The 20,309-nt window shown below is 55.4% G+C and carries 18 protein-coding genes and 1 pseudogene; 8 read left to right on the top strand and 11 right to left on the bottom strand.

The annotated features are described in order from the left end of the window. The first annotated feature begins 51 nt into the window (after positions 1-51). The 7 genes from ACQY5R_RS14850 to ACQY5R_RS14820 all read left to right on the top strand — a co-directional run bounded on the left by ACQY5R_RS14850 (position 52) and on the right by ACQY5R_RS14820 (position 7,683). Positions 52-717, top strand: coding sequence for a TorD/DmsD family molecular chaperone (locus tag ACQY5R_RS14850; protein WP_428609773.1), 666 nt, complete (start codon positions 52-54; stop codon positions 715-717). Between the two features lie 38 nt (positions 718-755). After that, positions 756-965 (top strand): twin-arginine translocation signal domain-containing protein, encoded by a 210-nt coding sequence (locus tag ACQY5R_RS14845; RefSeq protein WP_428609771.1) that lies wholly within the window; start codon positions 756-758, stop codon positions 963-965. Positions 966-996: 31 nt separating this feature from the next. Further along, positions 997-3,894: a formate dehydrogenase subunit alpha gene (locus tag ACQY5R_RS14840; protein WP_428609769.1), complete on the top strand. Its 2,898-nt coding sequence runs from the start codon at positions 997-999 to the stop codon at positions 3,892-3,894. A gap of 16 nt (positions 3,895-3,910) precedes the next feature. Further along, the gene (gene fdh3B / locus ACQY5R_RS14835; protein WP_428609768.1) at positions 3,911-4,540 is read left to right on the top strand and encodes a formate dehydrogenase FDH3 subunit beta; all 630 of its coding nucleotides are present in this window, start codon (positions 3,911-3,913) and stop codon (positions 4,538-4,540) included. A 184-nt stretch (positions 4,541-4,724) separates the two neighbouring features. Then, positions 4,725-5,762 (top strand): formate dehydrogenase subunit gamma, encoded by a 1,038-nt coding sequence (locus ACQY5R_RS14830; protein ID WP_428609766.1) that lies wholly within the window; start codon positions 4,725-4,727, stop codon positions 5,760-5,762. Then, on the top strand, positions 5,759-6,400 hold the full coding sequence (locus ACQY5R_RS14825; protein ID WP_428609764.1) for a hypothetical protein: 642 nt from the start codon (positions 5,759-5,761) through the stop codon (positions 6,398-6,400). The genes ACQY5R_RS14830 and ACQY5R_RS14825 overlap by 4 nt, the downstream gene beginning before the upstream one ends. Positions 6,401-6,414: 14 nt before the next feature. Next, entirely contained in the window at positions 6,415-7,683 is a 1,269-nt protein-coding gene (locus tag ACQY5R_RS14820; RefSeq protein WP_428609762.1) for a (Fe-S)-binding protein, read from the top strand. A 28-nt stretch (positions 7,684-7,711) separates the two neighbouring features. On the opposite strand, the gene ACQY5R_RS14815 is transcribed toward ACQY5R_RS14820, so the two are convergent. Further along, complete coding sequence (locus ACQY5R_RS14815; RefSeq protein WP_428609760.1) at positions 7,712-9,715, bottom strand: ATP-binding protein; 2,004 nt, start codon at positions 9,713-9,715, stop codon at positions 7,712-7,714. A 241-nt stretch (positions 9,716-9,956) separates the two neighbouring features. Here ACQY5R_RS14815 and ACQY5R_RS14810 point away from each other — a divergent pair, with 241 nt between their 5' ends. Further along, a complete protein-coding gene (locus ACQY5R_RS14810; protein WP_428609759.1) occupies positions 9,957-10,709 on the top strand; it encodes a c-type cytochrome in 753 nt (250 codons plus the stop codon). 121 nt (positions 10,710-10,830) lie between these two features. Here the strand turns inward: ACQY5R_RS14810 and ACQY5R_RS14805 are convergent, their stop codons facing one another. From ACQY5R_RS14805 to ACQY5R_RS14760, 10 genes and pseudogenes are all read right to left on the bottom strand, one after another. Further along, positions 10,831-12,120: an FCSD flavin-binding domain-containing protein gene (locus ACQY5R_RS14805; RefSeq protein WP_428609757.1), complete on the bottom strand. Its 1,290-nt coding sequence runs from the start codon at positions 12,118-12,120 to the stop codon at positions 10,831-10,833. Between the two features lie 18 nt (positions 12,121-12,138). Next, positions 12,139-12,759, bottom strand: coding sequence for a c-type cytochrome (locus tag ACQY5R_RS14800; protein WP_428609755.1), 621 nt, complete (start codon positions 12,757-12,759; stop codon positions 12,139-12,141). A 342-nt stretch (positions 12,760-13,101) separates the two neighbouring features. Continuing rightward, positions 13,102-14,043: an ankyrin repeat domain-containing protein gene (locus ACQY5R_RS14795; RefSeq protein ID WP_428609753.1), complete on the bottom strand. Its 942-nt coding sequence runs from the start codon at positions 14,041-14,043 to the stop codon at positions 13,102-13,104. Between the two features lie 39 nt (positions 14,044-14,082). Next, a complete protein-coding gene (locus ACQY5R_RS14790) occupies positions 14,083-14,655 on the bottom strand; it encodes a NapC/NirT family cytochrome c (protein WP_428609751.1) in 573 nt (190 codons plus the stop codon). Positions 14,656-15,055: 400 nt separating this feature from the next. Then, positions 15,056-16,891, bottom strand: coding sequence for a nitric oxide reductase activation protein NorD (locus ACQY5R_RS14785; protein ID WP_428609749.1), 1,836 nt, complete (start codon positions 16,889-16,891; stop codon positions 15,056-15,058). A gap of 2 nt (positions 16,892-16,893) precedes the next feature. Beyond that, positions 16,894-17,913 (bottom strand): 4Fe-4S binding protein, encoded by a 1,020-nt coding sequence (locus ACQY5R_RS14780; RefSeq protein ID WP_428609747.1) that lies wholly within the window; start codon positions 17,911-17,913, stop codon positions 16,894-16,896. 6 nt (positions 17,914-17,919) lie between these two features. Then, positions 17,920-18,735, bottom strand: coding sequence for a CbbQ/NirQ/NorQ/GpvN family protein (locus ACQY5R_RS14775; RefSeq protein WP_428609745.1), 816 nt, complete (start codon positions 18,733-18,735; stop codon positions 17,920-17,922). Positions 18,736-18,762: 27 nt separating this feature from the next. After that, positions 18,763-19,038, bottom strand: a complete 276-nt coding sequence (locus tag ACQY5R_RS14770) for a cytochrome C oxidase subunit IV family protein (RefSeq protein WP_428609743.1) — start codon at positions 19,036-19,038, stop codon at positions 18,763-18,765. A gap of 9 nt (positions 19,039-19,047) precedes the next feature. After that, positions 19,048-19,641: a cytochrome c oxidase subunit 3 family protein gene (locus ACQY5R_RS14765; RefSeq protein WP_428609742.1), complete on the bottom strand. Its 594-nt coding sequence runs from the start codon at positions 19,639-19,641 to the stop codon at positions 19,048-19,050. A gap of 436 nt (positions 19,642-20,077) precedes the next feature. Then, positions 20,078-20,309 (bottom strand): annotated as a pseudogene (locus tag ACQY5R_RS14760) (nitric-oxide reductase large subunit); the annotation flags it as partial.

Raw genomic sequence — 20,309 nt, 5'->3', positions numbered from 1 at the left:
ACCGGGTCTGTTGGCCCGCTCATTGCTCATAGCTAATACGAGGAAGCGTTGATGGTGAATCAGGTTGAAGCTATGCAGACCCAGCTATTAGAACAACAAACCAAGTCGGGCGGTGCGGCGGTCGCAGCCGGTGACGGCCGGCTCTCTCCGGAGCAGCAATACCGCGCCGGTGCCTATGGTTTGTTGGCTTCACTGCTGGTTCGCCCGCCGGATCAGTCGATGCTTGATCGGGTGTCTGGTTTTACCTCGGTCGCTCAGACCGATAACGATATGACGCTCGCCATGTCCATGCTTGGGTTGGCCGCCACCACCTGTCAGCCGGAAGCCATCAGTGATGAATATCATGAGCTGTTTATCGGTTTGGGCCGGGGTGAGCTGGTGCCCTATGGCTCCTGGTATCTCACCGGGTTTTTGATGGAGCGGCCGCTAGGACGTTTGCGGGATGATCTGGCGACACTGGGTTTTCAGCGTGATCCTGATGTGCACGAGCCGGAAGATCATGTCGCAGCACTTTGTGAGGTGATGCAGCTGCTGATTTCCGATGCGCTCGCGCATGAACGTCAAGCACATTTCTTCAACGCGCATATGGCCGGTTGGCTGAAGCGCTTTTTTATTGATCTGAGTGAGGCAAGATCTGCCGTGTTTTATCGAGCGGTGGGCCGGTTTGGCATTGCGTTTATCGAGTTGGAGACGCGATACCTGGCAATGCAGGTTTAATGGACATACTACTTTTGCCCTCGATGGGAGGAGATGTAATGAAAGACGATTCAAATAAAACCCTCGATAGCGGTCGCCGCGAATTCATTCGCGGTTCGTTAGTGACGGGTGTGGGAGTGGCAACCGCTGCCGTCTTACCAGGCACGGTAATGGCGGCGGAAGAGACTTCCTCGGCACAGACAAAAGTGCAGCAAGGCTACCGTCTGACAGCGCACATTCTTGAATACTACAAAACCACGGCTAGCTGATCGGCGCCCGTAGCCCATCAGGGGGAATGCAATGAAACTGACAAAAAGATCTGATCAGACCACTCAGCAACCGGTAGATGAGCGGAGCCGGACCAATCCGTCCGCTGGCAACGCCATCAGCCGCCGTGCCTTTCTGCGCAATTCCAGCCTGATGGCGGGTGGTGCGGTGTTAGCCGGTGGTTACACGCCCGGTATGATCAAGCGGGTCGAGGCCAATACGCCCGCGGCAAGCGGTACCTCACAACAGGTGAAGACGATCTGCACCCACTGTTCGGTCGGCTGCGGTATTGTGGCGGAAGTGGAGAACGGTGTTTGGACCGGCCAGGAGCCGGCGTTCGATCATCCGTTCAATCGTGGCTCCCATTGTGCCAAGGGCGCTTCGGTACGCGAGCACGGCCATGGAGAACGGCGTCTGAAGTACCCCACGAAATTGGTGGGCGGTAAATGGAAGCGGGTCAGCTGGGATGAGGCGATTAACGAGATCGGCGACAAGATGCTGCAGCTCCGTGAAAGCTCGGGACCGGATTCGGTATATTGGCTCGGCTCTGCCAAACATAATAATGAGCAGGCGTATCTGTTTCGCAAATTTGCCGCTATGTGGGGTACCAACAATGTCGACCATCAGGCTCGCATTTGTCACTCCACCACCGTAGCCGGTGTCGCCAACACCTGGGGCTACGGGGCGATGACCAACTCCTACAACGATATTCACCACTCCCAGGCGATCCTGTTGATCGGCAGCAATCCGGCCGAGGCGCACCCGGTGGCGCTACAGCATATCTTCCGGGCCAAGGAGCGGAACAATGCGCCGGTGATCGTGATCGATCCGCGCTTCACTCGTACCGCTGCGCATGCAGACCATTTTCTGCAAATCCGCCCCGGTACCGATGTGCCGATCATCTGGGGCATGCTCTGGCATATCTTCAAGAATGGCTGGGAGGACAAGGAGTACATCAGCCAGCGGGTATATGGACTGGATGAGGTGAAAAAAGAGGTGGCCAAATGGACACCGGACGAAGTGGAACGGGTAACCGGCGTGCCGGAGCACCAGGTTCTTGCTGCCGCCAAGGCGATGGCGGACAACCGCCCCGGCACCTTCATTTGGTGTATGGGGGGAACCCAACACACTATCGGCAATAACAATACCCGCGCCTACTGCGCCTTCCAATTGGCCCTGGGTAATGTCGGGGTTTCCGGCGGTGGAACCAACATTTTCCGCGGTCATGACAATGTTCAGGGAGCGACCGACTTCGGTGTGCTGTCCCATACCCTGCCGGGTTACTATGGCCTGTCGGCCGGTGCCTGGAAACATTGGTCCAAAGTCTGGGATGTGGATTTTGAATGGGTGAAGGGGCGCTTTGATCCGGCCAGCTATGAGCAGAAGGGTGGCAAGGATATCAGCACCATGCACACCAACGGCATCCCGGTGTCACGCTGGATCGACGGGGTACTGGAAGACAAGAAGAACATCGCGCAAAAGGATAATGTGAAGGCGATGGTGTTCTGGGGCCATGCGCCCAACAGTCAAACCCGTGGCAAAGAGATGAAGAGCGCGATGGAGAAGCTGGATCTGCTGGTCATTATCGACCCCTATCCGACCGTCTCTGCCGTGATGCACGATCGCACTGACGGCGTCTATCTGTTGCCGGCGGCGACCCAGTTTGAGACCTATGGGTCGGTGACCGCCTCCAACCGGTCACTGCAGTGGCGTGACAAGGTAATCGATCCGCTGTTTGAATCACTGCCTGACCACACCATCATGTACAAGATGGCCAAGAAGCTGGGCTTTGCAGAACAGTTGCTGAAAAACATCAAGGTGAATGGCGAAGAGCCACTGATTGAAGATATCACCCGGGAGTTCAATAAGGGGATGTGGACCATCGGTTATACCGGCCAGAGCCCCGAAAGGATGAAGCAACAGCAGCAGAACTGGGGCACCTTTGACTACGATTCACTGCGCGCCGAAGGTGGCGCCTGTGACGGCGAGTACTACGGACTTCCCTGGCCCTGCTGGGGAACAGCTGAAATGGGGCATCCGGGTACACCGAATCTGTACGACCCCAGCAAAGCGGTGGCCGATGGCGGTCTTACCTTCCGTGCCCGCTTCGGTGTGGAACGGAATGGTGAAAGTTTGCTGGCCGACGGTTCCTACTCCAAGGGTTCCGAGATCAAGGATGGTTATCCGGAATTTACCGATAAACTGCTGAAAAAACTGGGTTGGTGGAAAGATCTGTCGCCGGAAGAGCAGAAGATGGCGGAAGGCAAAAACTGGAAAACCGATCTGTCCGGTGGCATCCAGCGGGTGGCGATCAAGCATGGTTGTGCCCCGTTCGGCAATGCCAAGGCGCGCACCCTGGTCTGGACTTTCCCGGATCCGGTGCCGATACACCGTGAACCGCTCTACACCAGTCGGCGTGACCTGGTGGAAAAATATCCCACTTACGAGGACCGCAAGTCGTTCTATCGGCTACCGACCCGCTATGGATCGATCCAGGCCAAGGATTACTCCAAGGATTATCCCATCATCCTCACCTCCGGACGTTTGGTGGAGTACGAGGGCGGCGGTGATGAGACCCGCTCCAATCCCTGGCTGGCCGAGCTGCAGCAGGAGATGTTCGTGGAGCTCCACCCGCGCGATGCCAATAACGCCGGTGTGCGGGATGGCGACGATGTCTGGGTGGAGGGAGCCGAGGGGGCCAGGTTGAAGGTGAAAGCGTTGGTGACGCGCCGTGTCGCCGCCGGTGTGGCCTTTATGCCGTTCCACTTTGGCGGGCACTTTGAAGGCAAGGATCTGCGCTCCAAATATCCGGAAGGTGCCGATCCCTACATCTTGGGCGAGGCCGCGAATACGGCCATGACCTACGGTTATGACTCGGTTACCCAGATGCAGGAGACCAAGTGTAGCCTCTGCAAGATCAGCAAAGCGTAAACAAGAGGAAAATATAATGGCTCGAATGAAATTCTATTGTGACGCTGAACGCTGCATCGAGTGCAACGCTTGTGTCACCGCCTGTAAAAACGAAAACGAAGTGCCTTGGGGGGTGAACCGTCGCCGGGTGGTGACCATCAAGGATGGTGAGCCGGGTGAGCGTTCGCTCTCGGTGGCCTGTATGCACTGCTCGGATGCCCCCTGTATTGCTGTCTGCCCCGTCGACTGTATCTACGACACCCTCGACGGGGTGGTGCTGCATAACAAGGATATCTGCATCGGTTGTGGTTACTGCTTCTACGCCTGTCCGTTTGGTGCGCCTCAGTTCCCGCAGGAGGGGGCCTTTGGCTCGCGCGGCAAGATGGACAAATGCACCTTCTGTGCCGGCGGTCCCGAGGAGGATCACAGCGTCGATGAGCGGCGCAAATACGGTTCCAACCGCTTGGCCGATGGCAAGTTGCCGCTCTGTGCCGAGATGTGCTCTACCAAAGCACTGCTGGCCGGTGATGCGAACGTGATCTCAAATATATACCGCGAACGGGTGATCAACCGTGGGGCCAGCGTCCTCAATCGCGGCGTCTCTTATCAGAATGCGGCATTCCGTGCGTCACGCGGCATGGAGGGAAAGAGCAGTATCAAGAAATAGCCGCCGGTGGCTCAGTCACTTTGCCTGGTCAGTTGTGCTCCGTTTGGAGGCAACTGGCCGGCAGGGATAAGGGATAGTGGCCGCAGCAGCCTTACCCTATCAGATGGTTTTTTAGGAGAGATTGATGAGACGGGCATGTTTTTCATCTGCAGGATGTAAGGCAGTAAACTTCTCAGGTGTTTTTATGCTTGGCCTGATGGTTGCACTGCTGCTGATGTGCACGGCTTTCCCTGCCGGAGCCGAAACCGGGGAAAAATCACAAGCGATACAGATACCCAATCCAAGCGCCGATTTATGGCGCGAAGTGCGTCAGAGAGAGGCTCTCATCTCGGGCAAATCGCAAGTCAAGGGAGTGGATAGCGGCACGCTGATAAATCCTTACGGACAGCAATGGCGTGAATTCCGAATGAGTCAGTTGATCCCTTACGGAGGTTATTTTCTGGCCGGTGTATTGATATTGCTCGCACTGTTTTATGCCGTACGCGGCAAGGTCAAAGTCAACGCCGGGCTGGGTGATAAGAAACTGTTCCGCTATACCCTGTATGAGCGGATGATCCATTGGTTCATCGCGTCTGTTTTTCTGTTTCTGGCGATAACCGGGTTGGTTCTGCTGTTTGGCCGTTCCCTACTGATTCCTGTGATGGGGCAAGCGTATTTTTCACTGCTCGCCTCCGCCTGCAAGGAGGGCCATAACCTGTTTGGTCCGGTGTTTGCCGTGGCACTGCTTCTGGTGTTTATCCGTTTTGTCCGGCGCAACATCTATCAGAAAGGTGATCTGACCTGGTTACTGAAAGGCGGGGGGATTGTCGGCAAGGGACATGTGCCGTCCCATTTTTTCAATATGGGTGAGAAGAGCATGTTCTGGATTCTGGTGCTGGTGGGGGCGGTCATCGTCGGCTCCGGCCTGATCCTGGTCTTCCCGGTGTTTGGGCAAGCGCGTATGACGATGGAATTGTCCCATGTCTCCCATGCCATCACCACCTTGCTGATGATCGCCGTGATCCTGGGACACATCTATATCGGTTCGGTCGGTATGGAAGGCGCCTTAGATGGTATGACCACCGGGTACTGTGATTTGAACTGGGCCCGCGAACATCATGCCGAATGGGCGGCTCGTTGCGAGCAGGAGGGTGAAGTCCTGACCGAGTCCGAAGTGGCCCGATTGCGTGGTGAGCGAATGGCGCAAGCCTCGCCGCCGGGTGTGCAGGAGGTCGGGCAATGATAGGTCAGTTTATCGATGGTCCGCTGTGGTATTTTGCACTGGCTGTATTCTGTATCGGTGTGTTGTTTCGCCTCTTCTCAATCCTGCGTGCCGGTATCAAGCGGGATTTGGCGTCACCCCGGTCCAGCGGGGCAAGCGGAGCTGTACGCAATTTGTTTAGCCGCTTTATACCGCGGCGGGATGTGGCCAATCGAGGTAGGTTGACCCTGGTTGCCGGTTACCTGTTTCATCTGGGGCTGTTTGCACTGCTCTTCTTTGCCCGCCCCCACGTGGATTTTTTCGCCGAACGGATTACCGGCTTCGATTGGCCGGCCCTACCGTATTGGGCCTTCATTGTCAGTGCGGAAATCGCCTTTATTGGACTGTTGCTGCTTTGGTTGCATCGTCTGTTACATCCGGTAACGCGCCTGCTCTCGTCGTTGGATGACTATATCGGCAGTAGTCTGGTTTTCCTGGTTATGTTGACCGGCTGTCTGGCGCTTGCCCAGGCTTTTGAGCCGTTGCGGTTGCTGCACCTGTTTCTTGCCGAACTGCTGCTGATTTATTTCCCATTCAGTAATCTGATGCACTCCTTTACCTTTGTATTCAGCCGTGGCTATACCGGCGCCATCATGGGGCGTAAGGGTGTCAATGCTTGAGCTAGGGAGAGACCATGGGTCATGATTTCGCCAAAGGGGTAGCCGCGTTGGATAGGCAGATCGATTCCAGAATCGCCGCCTACTTCTCCTCCTGTGTCCACTGCGGTCTGTGCGCCGAAGCGTGCCTGTTCTATACCGAGACCAACGATCCCCGTTACACCCCGATCTATAAGCTGGAACCGATGCGTCGCCTGTGGAAGGAGAAGCACACCTTCTGGGGAAAGTTCGCCATCAAACTGGGGTTAAGCAAACCGTTGACGGAGCAGGATTTCGCTGACTGGGAGGAGTTGGTATATGACAGTTGCACCCTGTGTGGCCGCTGTTCCATGGTTTGTCCGGTAGGTAACGATATCACCTACATGATCCGCAAGGAGCGGGAGGGTTTCTCGGTCGCCGGCTATTCGCCTCCCGGACTGCAGGAGGCGACACACCGTGCCCTGACTATCGGCAGCCCGATGGGTATTACCCTGAAAACCCTGCAGGCGGCACTGAGCCATGTGGAAAAGAACACCGGACTGAAAATTCCGATGGATCAACCGGGCGCCGACTACATGACCCTGTTCTCCTCCATGGAGGTGGTAAATTTCCCCGAATATATCGAGAGCGTGGCGCGTATCTTTGATGCCGCCCAAGTCTCCTGGACGATCAGCAGCCAAGCCTTTGAGGCGACCAACAGCGGTATCCAGATCGGCAGCTCGGAAGCGGCCAAGGAGTTGGTCAGCCGGGTGGTCAATGCCGCCGAATCACTCGGTGTTAAATACGTCATCAGTCCGGAGTGCGGACACGCCTATACGGCAATTCGCTGGGAGGGACCGAATCTCATCGGTCGGCCGTACAAGTTTGAGATTATCCATATCCTGGAGCTGCTTGATCAGTTACAAAAAGCCGGACGTCTGTCGCTATCCGGCAGTACTGATATACCCCTGACTTTTCACGATCCTTGTCAGATTGTACGGCGCGGCGGCGTCATTGAGCCGCCGCGAGATCTACTAGCGAAAGTGGCCGCCAACTTTGTCGAGATGGGTGACCACGGTGATATGAACTGGTGTTGTGGCGGGGGTGGCGGTGTCAGCGCCAACGAACGGGCGGACGGATTACGTCTGAAGGTGTTTGATCGAAAACAGCAGCAGATCGAAGCCTTGGGCGTAAAAACCCTGGTCACAGCCTGCGCCAACTGTCGCATCGTGCTTGAAGAGGGTATTGAAGACCGGGATATGGATGTGGACGTGATCGGCCTTACCGAGCTGGTGGCCGAACACCTGGCGGCAAAACCCGCTTCCTGAACGATCATTGAGACCGCAATCAGCCGACTCAAAGGTGGGTCAGTATTCTGTGGTAGATCTCCTTCAGTCCGGCGGGTTTGCTCAGATAGTCATCCATACCGGCCTCCAGGCAACGTTCGCGATCGCCGGGCATGGCCAGTGCGGTGAGGGCGATGATGGGGGTCTTGGCGAGGACCGGGTGGTGGCGTAGCTGACGCGTCACCTCCAATCCATCCATATCACTGAGCTGTATATCCATCAGGATGATGTCGGGCAAATGCTCATAGGCCAGTTTCAGGGATTCCATACCGCTGCTGGCGCTGATGACATTGAATCCCTGCAGGTGCAGGAAGTCACTCACCATCGCCCGGTTGGCGGCGTTATCTTCCACCAACATAAGCGTGGTCTCCTGCCGTGCCTGTTTCGGTTGCAGGGATTCCGCATTCTCTTCCTGATCCAACTTTTGCTGATGGGCGGTATTGTCTGTGCTGCTCCAGGGGAGTGTGACGGTAAAGCGGCTCCCCTGGCCGGGAGTGCTTTCGACACGAACCTCGCCGCCGTGCAATTCGGCCATTCTTTTGACCAGTGTCAGCCCGAGTCCCGTGCCGCTGTAACGTCGGGTCGATTCATTGTCCAGTTGGACAAAAGGTTCGAACAAGTGCTGTTGCTGTTCCATTTCGATCCCGATGCCGTTATCCCAGACGCTAATCTCGACGCCGTGATCTGCCGCCAGGGCGGTAATATCGAGACCGATAGTTCCCTGTTCCGGGGTGAATTTGATGGCATTGCCCAACAGATTCACCAGGAGCTGTTTCAATCGGCGGCCATCGCCATGGATAAGCTTCACCGCCGGGTCGATGTGCTGAATCAGTTGGTGTCGCTTGCCGTTGGCGGGTTGCCGGACCATGCGCAGGCTGGCTTCCACCAATTGGTCGATTGGCAGGTAATCCCATTTCAACACCATCTTGCCCGATTCCACCTTGGCCACATCCAGGATATCGTTGATGAGGGTCAGCAGATGGCGGGAGCTCTCCTGAATAGTGGCGAGTGATCGGCTCTGGCCGCTGTTCACCGGGCCGTAGAGCTGGTCCTGCAGCATCTCGGTTAATCCCATGATTGTGGTCAGGGGAGTGCGCAGTTCATGGCTCATGGTGGCCAGAAACATATCCTTGGTCTTGGCGGCACGGGCCAGTTCGGCATTGGCGATATTCAGGTCCCGGGTTCGCCGTTCTACCCGTTCGGCCAGCCGCGACTGCTCCTGTTTGAGCTTTCCCTGGGAGATGGCAAGACTCTCCTGCATGGTTTTCATCGCCTGCAACAGTTCGCCGGCTTCATCGTTACCCCGTTCCGGGATGGCCCCGTCAAGATTCCCTTTGGAGATGCGCCTGGCTACATCGGTGGCCTCCACAATGGGATGGGCGATGGTGCGATCGGCGAACCAGACCAGGACCATGACGGTAAGCGTCAGGAGTCCGATGACGGCAAACAGGATGCGTTGCTCTATGGCCGACTGATGTTGGGTGATCTCAGCCAGCCGGGCCGCTTTGTAAGTGACGGCACTATTGACCACTTGATCCATCAGTTCTGTCGGTTGCCGGTCGATCCCCCGCACTTCCCGATCGATCTCAATGTAGGAGAGACTGGTAATGGGGCGATAGTTGTCCAATGCCTGCCGGTACTGCTTTCCCAGGGTTTCGTGGGCCTGCTGAAAGGCGTTGGCGGCTTGCCAGGATGCCGTCTCCGGTTGCAGGAGCTTGAGCAGTTTCTTGATGCTCTGTTGCGTCAATCGCTCTTCGAGTTGGAACTGTGTGAAATAGCGGGTGTAGAGTTCGGGCTGTTGTCCCCGGATCAGAATATTCTTCCACTCTTGTACCTGTTTTTTAAAGTGGACCTGCGTGGTGAGGCTTTCGGTGACGACACTGAAGGTGTGCTCGGCGATCCGGGTGGCATCCGCTGTGGCTTGCCGGAAACTGATGAAGGCGTAATAGCCGACTGCCAGATTGATGACCAATGCGGCAGTAATGGTAGTGAAAAGTTTCCAGCGGATGTTCATCGTGCGGCTAGATCCGGGGCCGGGTTCGGGAAGTGGTAGTGTACATTCAGATTGGCTGGAGGTCATGGCTGCCCGAAAAAACGATAAGCAGGTTTGATCGGGTGATTGAAATCGCTGTTAAGGGAAATACCCAATTGATGTGGAAAGTTTTATACAGTTAATCTTCAATGCCCAGTTTGCGTCGTAACGTCGGGACAACACCATGAGGCGGTTCTGGAAGAGTGCCGTGAGGGAAGCGGGAATGATTAAACAAAGCGCACAATTCATCGTGTTCGTGCTGTTGGTGATCGGTACAGGCGGGGTGATGGCTCAAGGCCCGGAAGAGGCCGCGGCCGAGGTGGAAAAAGCCCTGCACCTGACTCCTGATGTGGAGAATGGCAAGAAGGTGTTTATGGTCTGCACTGTCTGTCACGGTCCGGAAGGTTGGGCGAGTCCGGATGGAATGTTTCCACAGATCGCCGGTCAGCAGGCCAGTGTGCTGATCAAACAGCTGGCGGATATCCGGGCCAGGAACCGGGACAACCCCACCATGTTGCCCTTTACCTCACCACGCTTGTTGGGTGGGGCGCAAGAGATTGCCGATGTAGCGGCCTATATCTCCGCCTTGCCGATGAATCCCAATCATATGACCGGTCCGGGCTTTGACCTCGAATTGGGTGAGCGGGTTTTCAAGGATGAGTGTAGTGAATGCCACGGACCGGTCGGTGAGGGCGATAAGGATGACCACATCCCGCTGATCCAGGGGCAGAACTACTTTTATCTGATCCGCCAGTTTGATTGGATACGTTCCGGTAAACGCCGAAATGCCGACAGTAAAATGGTTAAACAGATCCAGCGCTTTACATCGCGTGATGAATTGGCTGTGCTGGATTATGTGTCGCGGATCAGACCGGCGGAAGAGAAACTGGCAAAGCCCGGTTGGCAGAATCCCGACTTTCCCGATTTTGTTCGCCACTCCTGGCGGACGCTTCCCGCCTATCAAATGGCGCGGTAAGGCGAGAGCCTGATCACCTGTTGGTAGCCGGCCTGAATCGGCTATTCAATCAGCGCAAGTATTAGGACAGAAAATATAACGGGGCCATCTGGCCCCGTTATATTTTTCTCAGGGTAGGTTATCAACCAAAGATATCGTGGGTGATATTGTTGTACCAGCTGTGGGCATAGAGTACTTCACGTTTGAGCGTCTCTGGGCTGGCGTCTCCAGGTGTCAAACCGCCGGAAACCGAGGTGATTTTCGAACGGTCTTCGGCCAAGCGATAGACGGCGGCTACCGAGAACCCGTAGTCCCGGCCGGCAATGGAGTAGCAGGTGTTGACATAGGAAGGCGTGCCGGGCTCGTGTCCATTCATCATGGCCACAATAGCGGCGGCGCAGACTTTGGCCTGTGAATTGCCGGAGTAGCCCGACTTTGGCATCCCGGTGGCGATACTGGCATCGCCGATGACATGAATGTTGGGATGAATTTTCGATTCAAACGTACCCAAATCTATCGGGCACCAGCCACTGTCGTTGGTCAGGCCCGCCGCAAAGGCGATGGCACCGGCTTTTTGGGGCGGAATGACATTTAGCACGTCGGCCTTGATTTCGTCTCCAAAAGCGGTGATGACGGAGTTGTTGGCGGCATTTACCTTCACCACGCCGGCTTCCTCCTGCTGGCCGTGCCATTCGATCATCGCGTTGTCGCTTTGGTAGCTATACAGTTTTTTCCAGGCGCCGGTAAACAGTCCCATCTTGGAGAATTTGGGTTTGGGATCAAAGATCAGCACCTTTGACTTGGGTTTGTGCTCTTTCAGATACATGGCGATCTGGCTGGCACGCTCATAAGGTCCGGGTGGGCAACGGAATGGATTGGGTGGAGCGGCGATCACGACAGTGCCGCCATCCTTCATCGCTTCCAACTGCTTACGCAGCAGCGCGGTTTGCGGGCCAGCCTTCCAGGCGTGGGGAATGGTCTCGGCGACTTTTGCGTCATAACCTTCAATCTTGTCCCAGCGGAAGTCGATACCCGGGGCCACGATACAACGATCATAGGGATAAGTATTGCCGTCCTCCGTTTTTACCATGCGGCCTTTGGCATCGATATCCGTGACTTTGGCATGTACCACCTTGACGCCATGTTTGCCCAGCCCGCTGTAACCGAACTTGATGGAATCCATGGAGCGATCGCCACCCAGTACCTCGTTACTCATGTAACAGGTGTAGTAGTTGCTGTTGGCCTCTATCAGCGTGACATCCGTGCTGGGATCAGCCAGGCGGATATATTTGGCCGCTGTGGCACCGGCAGTACCACCGCCGACCACGACCACTTTCTTTGACGCACCCAGCGCGATAAAGGGCATACCTATCATGCCGGCAGCGGTAGCTACACCGGCGGTTTGAATAAATCCTCGACGTGTAATCTTCATATTCATTTGTCCCCTATCTTATTGCTGCTGGCTTGCATAGTAGTTAATAAGGGCGTTGAGGCCCTCGTTGCCCTCGCGCTCCAGCAATGCCGATAGCTTCTTCTTCATTTTCTTTGTGGCTTCCCGATCACCGGCTTTGAAGTCAGCCATGGTCCAGGTTAAATAGGGTGTCCACTGTCCCGCCAATACACCGGCATCGTCTTCTGCCGACGTACCGCCATCGGCGTGGCATTTCTCGCAGTATTTGTCATGCAGCTTGGCTCCTTTTGCCGCCAGGTCCGCATCAAAGGATTGCTTTCCCTTGTTGAAAGGTTTTCCAGCATAGTATTTGGCGATGGCCTTTATCTCTTCTTCGGTGTAACCCTTGGCAATGCGACCCATAATGGTCGAAGGGATCTCACCGCTGGCAAAACCGGCCATGGTCTCTTCGAAATAGGTAGGGGAGAGTCCGGCGATGGTGGGGGAGGCCGGCCCCATGCTGCTACCGTTGGAACCGTGACAACCGGCACAGGTGTTGGCCAACATGGCCGCATCTGCACCCATCATCAATTTGGGTTTATCGGCTGCGGACGCTGAGAATGCGGCGCCAACCGCGAGACTAGCGACCAATGTGGCCCTCGTTAATGTCTTATACGCCATGATACCTCCTTTGGTTTTCAGGCTTTTTTCAATAAAGAGGCTTCAAATGCCCCTTTTTTTTACGATGCAGGATAGCCAGTGATTGGGCGTCTCGTGCATCCATTAATAGACATGGCCTCAACAACCCGGCAGCTTAGGACAACTTCACCGTTGCTATGGAGAACCTAGTTGATTTTTCGATACTGATCGTCAGTGTAATTGAATACACTGCACTTTGCAGAGTCGAAAGAGTTCGATTCCCCAGCTGTCCGGCGTGATGTGCTACGACTGATGGTGGCTGGCGCTTTCATGTCTGTATGTACCGGCATGCCGGATACAAAGCTGTTATAAATCATTCTCCGTCTAGGATTCACCCTTGAGCAATGAAATCACTTTTTTATTTCTTTTCTTTTTAGCGATATCCGCCGCCGTGTTTCCATTTTTATCTTTTTGCGCGATATCTGCTCCATTGATCAACAGCAACTTGACCAATGCCTCATCCCGCAGGGTAGCGGCCTCCATCAGCGCTGTGATGCCGTCATTGTCGGCGCTGTTGACATCTGCTTGGCGCCTTAACAAGAGTTCAACCGCCTTAAGGTGTCCCTGTCCCACTGCCCAGATCAGCGCTGTGGCACCGTCCTGGTCTTTGGCATTCACGTTGGCGCCCTTTTCAAGCAATACCTCCATAACATCCAGGTTTCCCTTATCGGCGGCAATAATCAGCGCAGAACTGCCATGTATGTCACGCGCCTCTAGGTCGGCTCCGCGCTCGATCAGTTTGTCGGCGGTTTCAGAATGCCCCTTTTCAGCCGCATGCATCAGTGCGGTGCGCCCATCCCGATCGCCCAGATTTGGATTGGCGCCCTTATACAGCAGTTGCTCGACCATATCAGTCAAGCCATAGCGTGCGGCTATTGCCAATGAGTCCCAGCCGGCACGGGTCCTGGCATTCAGATCGGCTCCGCGCTCCAACAGCATGGCGGTCAATGCTGAATGACCGTTCTCCGCGGCAAAGGTCAGGGCCGTGCAGCCGGCGGATGCCTTGGCGTTCACATTGGCACCCCGGGTTAACAGGTAGGCGGTGGTTTCGAAATTGTCATTCTGGATGGCCATCATCAATGCGGTGACGCCGAATTGATTGGCACTGTTTACGTCTACCCCTTCATTCAGCAGGCGGGTGACTGTATCGATGTCGCCAATACTCGCCGCCAGACGATATTCAGCCTCCTTGGCGCTATCTCCCGCCATCGCCGGAGCGACAACAATCAGGTTTAACAGTATGGCGAAGATCCAACTCTGCTTCATGATCTTTACCGTCTCCCTATATTGAACCGTGAAATATGATCAACCCTTGTTATCGGTATTCTCTTCGGGTTCATCGGGTTCTGTATGGGCGATACCTTTATGGCAGTCAATACAGGTAAGCCCTTCATCTACTGCTTTGGAGTGGCGCTTACGGGCCATTCGGCTCTGTTCGCTAAGATCCATCTGGTCAAAGTCATGACAGCTTCTGCACTCACGTGAATTGGAGGCTTTCATTTTGGCCCATACCCGGCTAGCCATTTCCCAACGATGGGCTTCATACTTCTCTTTAGTGTCCAGCGTGCCGAGTATTTCATGCAGCACATCTTTGTAAGCCAGGATCTTGGCTACCATCTTGGGGCCAAACTCCTTAGGAACATGGCAATCGGAGCAGACGGCGCGAACGCCCGATGTATTTTGATAATGGATCGTCTCTTTATACTCCTCAAAGTTGGTTTTCATGGAATGGCACGAAGTGCAGAACTCCATTTCATTGGTGGAGGATAGACCCATGTTGAACAGTCCGGTGAAGAGTACACCGGCGGAGAAAACCAGCACGAGGATGATGATGGTTTTTTTTCTCGAGGTGCTTCCGCTGTTGGAACCGCCTGTCATACACAACCCTCAAACTCTCTATGAACTTAAAAAGTGGATCTTGATTAATGCATGCCGGAATACGTGAGCAGGGATAGATAAATTTTTGTTATTGACCAGGTTCCCTGTCTGTTTGGCAGTGCTTGAATCCCGTTTCTTATGTCTCTCTAAGCACAGAATTTCTTTTTATTATTCACAACGATAGTACGGGATATTGGGGGTGTTTGCAAAGCGGGTAGTGGTTTTCCACTATACGGATACGACAGTCTGAAAATGTATGTGTAGATTGCTTGGTTATCTTCTATCTATTTGATATTTAAGAGAATATTCTGGCTCTATAATAGGAGTTTATTGGGTATTGATATTTGCTGGGCTGCAATCAGAAAATTGAATGGTGTTTTCCCCCTTTTTGAACACTTTTTCAGGCTGTCAGTTTGGCATACAGCAGCGGCAGTTCACGAGGCAGTTGTGAGGGTTTATGGATCACCACATAACTTCCGGTACCGAACAGGTGGGGCAGGTAGTCATTAGCCTGCGCATCAATGGTCACACAGAACGGTTGCAAGCCCAGTTGACGCGCTTCATGGATGGCGCGGCGGGTATCTTCAATACCGTAGCGGCCTTCGTATTTATCCAGATCATTGGGTTTGCCGTCGGTAAGAATGAGTAGCAAGCGCCGGCCGGCGGGCCGTTCTTTGAGGAGGTTGCTGGCGTGACGGATGGCGGCGCCCATGCGGGTGTAATACCCGGGTTTGATCGCGTCGATACGCCCACGCACCGTGGCCGAGTAGTTTTCATCAAAGGTCTTCAACTGATGAACCCTTACCGGATCCCGCTTACGGGATGAGAACCCATACATGGCAAATTGATCGCCGGTGGCGGCCAGACTTTCGGCAAACAGAAACAGAGAGTCGCGGATGACGTCGATCACCCGTGCGTGATTGTTTACCCAGGTATCGGTGGAGAGTGAGAGGTCTGCCAACAGCAGACAGGCCAGATCCCGGGCACCCACACGCAGGTCTTTATAGAGGCCGTCGCTGGATGAGGTGTGACCGGCGGCGCGATCACTGGCATAGCGTAGGTAAGCATCAAGGTCGATTTCGCAGCCATCCTGCTGTCCCCGGTGCCAGATGCGTGCCGGTGTCAAGTGCTGAAATTGGGCGCGCAGCTTTTTGGCCGTTTTGCACAGATTCTCCGGCAATGTACGCGGGGGTGCGTCGGCGGCCATCATGGGCAGTATGCGACAGTGATCCTGAATCAGTTTCTGTTTCTTGAAGTCCCACTCCGGCAGCAGGATGCCTTCTCCCAGCACCAGATCGTCATTGGCCTCTGAGGGCAGGTCCAGATCAAAGCGCAGCTTGCCGGCGGATGCCTTGGCATCACGGCTAACGCTGAGATTGTCCATATCTTTCAGTGCATCTGCTGCACTGTCCAGATCTTCGTTCTCCTCGGAGCCGCGGTCCATATTCATGAACTCGCCCCAGGTGAAGATATTCTCCATGCGGATCGTGATCAGTCCCTGGTCTTCCTTGTCCGGTTTCTTGGCACGCTCCGACTTGTGTCGTTGCATGTCCTCTATCTCTTTGGTTTCGCCGCTGCCGCGTTCACCCTCTTCGTCCCCCGAACTACCAGCGGACGCGGTGGAGATCGGTGGAAAGGGGTGCAGCCAGAGCGGGACCGGTTGCGGTGGCCGCTTGGCGGCGGGCAATTGCTCGACGCTTCCCGGATGCAGCAGGGCATGGCGTATGGCTTGTTCCTGGGCTGCCTCCGCGTCGGACAGCTTCTCCAGTGGCATCCGTTCGGCCAAGTGGGCATCCACCAACCGTCGATAACGTTGGCCTATTCCGGGATAGTCGTGCAGGGTCTTTAGGGTGAGGCGCTGATTCTTGTTAATCCAGGGCTCTTCCTGCTGGTGGTCGCCCACCGCCAGGGCGGCCAGCCAAGTGTAAAGATAGTGGTTGAGGATTTTGTCCGGAAAATAATCGATGACGGCCGGCAGTCTCAGCGACTGCTCGTCCCGCCAGGCCAGCTCAACACGTTTGTTGCTGCCGGCGATACGCTGCAGCAATCCACGGCGTGCTCCATGCTCCGTGGCGTTGGCCGCGGCGACTTCCAGGCCGCCGTCACCGCCGAGCGCACGGAATATGATCCCCATAGTCAGCTCGATCTCTTCCAGATGCACGGCTGCTTCCGGATAGCGGGTATCCGCCATGCGGGTGATCATACGGTGCCACAGTTCGCCGACCTTCTCTTCCATCTCTATAGCTCCCGGTAGTTTGCCGGGGTGACGGCTTGAGGTTGCCGCAACCGGACTGGCGGTGCTGCCGGGGATGGTTTCTTGCCATTGGCATCGCGCCCTGTCACGACAGGGAGCGCCTCAAGGTCTTCCACCCATTTAAGCAGCCCGGGACCTGCCTGCTGCGCCTGAACCTGATCGCAGGCCGATATACATTGGGCGCACTCGGTGCAGGTAAACATTTTTCGCTTGATTGAGCGCGGCTTCAATCGCATGGGGCAGGCGTTATCGCAGGCGTTGTTACAGTCGGCACAGAGACTCGCCCGCTTGCGGTCGAAACCGACCACCATGCCCTTGTCGTTCGCCATCCAGGCCAAGCTCTGGAACAGACCGACCGCACAGCCGAAACGGCAAAACAGGTGCCGTGCAAACATGAATTCGATGAACAGCAGCCCTGTGCCCACACCCAGGAAGCGCATCTGGTTGGGTGTCAGGGAGGCGGTCAGCAGATTGTGGTAGATCTCAAACGGCGGCAGCAGATAAGTCAGTAGCGACAGCGCCCAGAGAAAGGCGAAGAAGAGTGCGGCCAGTACCGTCACCGGCCACAGGCGCCGGTCCGGTTTCTGGATGGTACCGTTCGGCTGCAGCTCAGGCAGTGGATTTTTCTCCCAGACACTGGGTTTACCGCTGGCCTTAACCATCAGTTTGTTAATGGTCTCCACCACCGAGAAGTGGGGGCAGAGCCAGCCACAATAGAGTCGCCCATAGCGCCAGGCGGTCCAGATCAAACCGCCTCCAACCAGTGCGATGGGTAAAAATCCGCGAAAGATCAGATTAAACGCCGCTTGCCCGGGTCCGATCTCTCCGGCGATAAAGGCATCCAGTCCCAGCGTCCAGTGTTGTCCCAGGAAGAAAAAATGGTTCTGTGTCAGGTCAAACCGAAACAGATCGAGCGGGGGCGCCAGTACAAACAGGGTAAAAAATCCGGCCTGAAACCAGAACCGGTTTTTCTGCAGTTTGGTGGCACGCTTGATCAGACCCATACCGGATCAGTTCCCAAAAGCGATATCAACCACTTCCATCAATGCACGGGTGGTTTCATCGTCATCGGTGAGCGGTTCCACCATCGCGGCACGGCAAGCCTCAACCGGCGCATAGCCACCGAGAATCAGGGTGGCCGTGTAGACCAGCAAACGAGTGGATGCGGCCTCTTCCAGGTCGTGATCCTTGAGGGCGCGCAGGCTGTTGGCCAAGTTGACCAGGCGCTTTGCCATCAGCGGATCGATGCCGGTTTCCCCGATGATCACCTGTTGCTCCAGCTCGGCGTTGGGGAAATCGAAGCGCGCGGCGACGAAGCGCTGCCGGGTACTCGGCTTCATGCCTTTGAGCAGGTTCTGGTAACCGGGATTGTAAGAGACCACCAGCATAAACTCCGCCGGGGCATGCAAGATTTCACCGGTGCGTTCGATCGGTAAGATGCGCCGGTCGTCCGTCAGTGGGTGCAGCACGACGGTGGTGTCCTTGCGGGCTTCCACTACTTCGTCCAGATAACAGATGGCGCCTTCCCGGACGGCACGGGTTAGGGGGCCGTCGCTCCAGTAGGTGCCACTGTCGCCAATCAGGTGGCGGCCCACCAGGTCGGCCGCGGTCAAATCATCATGGCAAGCCACGGTGTAAACCGGCCTGCCCAGGCGAGCGGCCATATAGTTGATAAAGCGGGTTTTGCCACAGCCGGTAGGGCCCTTAATCAGCATCGGTAGTTGATGCTTGTAGGCGTGTTCGAACAGCTCCACTTCATTACCCTGGGGCTTATAGAAGGGCATTTCGGGCACGGTTTGTTCTGCAGTCAGGGGAGCGTTGCTCATGCGGTCTATCCCGTTATTGGTCAAGGTTCAGTTAGATAAGATAAAGGCCGTGGTAATCAAGCTGCCAGGGATGATCAGCCAGATCGAAACGGGCCAGCGCCACAGTCCACGCAAATTGCCCAGGCCCATGAAATAGGCGCCAACCAGATGGCCCTTGATCATGGCGATGCCCAGCACGAACAGGGCGACGGTGAGACCACCCAATCCCTTCTCTCCGATATAAAAAGTAACAAAGGTCAGGGTGACCAAGGTGACGAAAACCCAAGTATACGGGCGTAGGCCAAGAAAAGGTTTATTACTCATATCATCACCTCAGCGCATGACGTAGACAAGTGGAAACAGGATCAACCATACCAGATCCACCATATGCCAGTAGGACGCGCCGGTTTCAACACCGGTATGCTCTTGTGCGCTATACCCGCCCCGTTTCGTTTTGATGGCGATAGCAGCCAGGATCACCATCCCCATAATCACGTGCATGAAATGGAACACGGTGAGGGAGAGGTAAAACATATAAAAGGTATTGGTGCTGAGGTTCACGCCCAATGCAAAATGGTGACTGTATTCACCGACCTTGACGACCAGGAATAGGGCGCCCATGCCCATGGCGGCAATCAGCCAGCGGTAACAGGCGGCGCTGTGGTTCTCTTTGATCGCCGCGACGGCCCGTACCACGAAGTAGGAGCTGGTGATCAGGGCGAGGGTGTTGACCAGGGCCGCTTCACGATTCAGGTGGAGTTGGAATTCGTTAAATAGCGCGACGTTATTCATCCGGGTGAAGGCGTAAGCGCCAAAAAAAGCGGCGAACACCGACAGTTCGGCGAGGATAAATATCCAGATCGCCAAATCCCCGGGCGGGTAGTGGTTGGGTTGTTCAAGCGTGAGTGCGTCTACGGCCTGTGTCATCAATTTAATTCCGTTGGGTGATCCTTCCGACCTCGCATGAAAATATTCAATAGGTCTTTTAAATCAGGTAGTTAATGCGTATTGGTTGTTAAGTTACCAGAAACAGGGTGGGTGGCGAATTGATAAATGTTAAATAGTGAGAAAAATATCCAACTATTTTGGTCAAGTAAACGATTGTGTCCAGTCATTGAGTAGTGGTTTGCGGGGATTGGCCCCGTGTCCACCCGGATTTTTTTCGTTCCCACGCTCTGCGTGGGAACGCATACCCTCCCTGGCATCGCCGCTCCCGACCATGGCATCCTCGGCTCCGTAAACGGTGCATCCCTGTACCACTCCTCCTGGCCTCCGCGGCATACGTCCCTCCCTGGACATAAAAAAAGGCCGGCTCATTGAGCCGGCCTTAAGGAGGAGGGGGAAAACCTCCAGAGGATGTCGGTTAGGCGTCCGAAGCGACCGCCTCGGCCTCATCCTGACCGATGAAGAAGCTGGCGATATACACCACCAGACCGATCAGGAACATCACGCCGGCAATCTCACGCAACCAGTAGAACAGTGAAAGCTGCTCCTGCACCGCGATGAACGGCTGCGGATTCTCCGCCACACGCTGCAGGTACACCTGCAGAATACCGGCTCCGGTGAGGAACAGGGTGATGAAGACAATCGCAATG

It is taken from the genome of Sedimenticola sp. (assembly GCF_050289425.1).
GTDB lineage: Bacteria > Pseudomonadota > Gammaproteobacteria > Chromatiales > Chromatiaceae > Sedimenticola.
The sequence above is the reverse complement of the archived record's forward strand: the minus strand, read 5'-3'. Positions and strand labels throughout refer to the sequence as shown.

Bases quoted from the DNA above. Each gene is read 5' to 3' on its own strand.
- ACQY5R_RS14765 (WP_428609742.1), bottom strand. From the start codon at position 19,641: ATGACACAGGCCGTAGACGCACTCACGCTTGAACAACCCAACCACTAC.
- ACQY5R_RS14770 (WP_428609743.1), bottom strand. From the start codon at position 19,038: ATGAGTAATAAACCTTTTCTTGGCCTACGCCCGTATACTTGGGTTTTC.
- ACQY5R_RS14840 (WP_428609769.1), top strand. From the start codon at position 997: ATGAAACTGACAAAAAGATCTGATCAGACCACTCAGCAACCGGTAGAT.
- ACQY5R_RS14815 (WP_428609760.1), bottom strand. From the start codon at position 9,715: ATGAACATCCGCTGGAAACTTTTCACTACCATTACTGCCGCATTGGTC.
- ACQY5R_RS14820 (WP_428609762.1), top strand. From the start codon at position 6,415: ATGGGTCATGATTTCGCCAAAGGGGTAGCCGCGTTGGATAGGCAGATC.
- ACQY5R_RS14790 (WP_428609751.1), bottom strand. From the start codon at position 14,655: ATGACAGGCGGTTCCAACAGCGGAAGCACCTCGAGAAAAAAAACCATC.
- ACQY5R_RS14850 (WP_428609773.1), top strand. From the start codon at position 52: ATGGTGAATCAGGTTGAAGCTATGCAGACCCAGCTATTAGAACAACAA.
- ACQY5R_RS14845 (WP_428609771.1), top strand. From the start codon at position 756: ATGAAAGACGATTCAAATAAAACCCTCGATAGCGGTCGCCGCGAATTC.
- ACQY5R_RS14805 (WP_428609757.1), bottom strand. From the start codon at position 12,120: ATGAAGATTACACGTCGAGGATTTATTCAAACCGCCGGTGTAGCTACC.
- ACQY5R_RS14800 (WP_428609755.1), bottom strand. From the start codon at position 12,759: ATGGCGTATAAGACATTAACGAGGGCCACATTGGTCGCTAGTCTCGCG.
- fdh3B (WP_428609768.1), top strand. From the start codon at position 3,911: ATGGCTCGAATGAAATTCTATTGTGACGCTGAACGCTGCATCGAGTGC.
- ACQY5R_RS14785 (WP_428609749.1), bottom strand. From the start codon at position 16,891: ATGGAAGAGAAGGTCGGCGAACTGTGGCACCGTATGATCACCCGCATG.
- ACQY5R_RS14825 (WP_428609764.1), top strand. From the start codon at position 5,759: ATGATAGGTCAGTTTATCGATGGTCCGCTGTGGTATTTTGCACTGGCT.
- ACQY5R_RS14795 (WP_428609753.1), bottom strand. From the start codon at position 14,043: ATGAAGCAGAGTTGGATCTTCGCCATACTGTTAAACCTGATTGTTGTC.
- ACQY5R_RS14775 (WP_428609745.1), bottom strand. From the start codon at position 18,735: ATGAGCAACGCTCCCCTGACTGCAGAACAAACCGTGCCCGAAATGCCC.
- ACQY5R_RS14830 (WP_428609766.1), top strand. From the start codon at position 4,725: ATGCTTGGCCTGATGGTTGCACTGCTGCTGATGTGCACGGCTTTCCCT.
- ACQY5R_RS14810 (WP_428609759.1), top strand. From the start codon at position 9,957: ATGATTAAACAAAGCGCACAATTCATCGTGTTCGTGCTGTTGGTGATC.
- ACQY5R_RS14780 (WP_428609747.1), bottom strand. From the start codon at position 17,913: ATGGGTCTGATCAAGCGTGCCACCAAACTGCAGAAAAACCGGTTCTGG.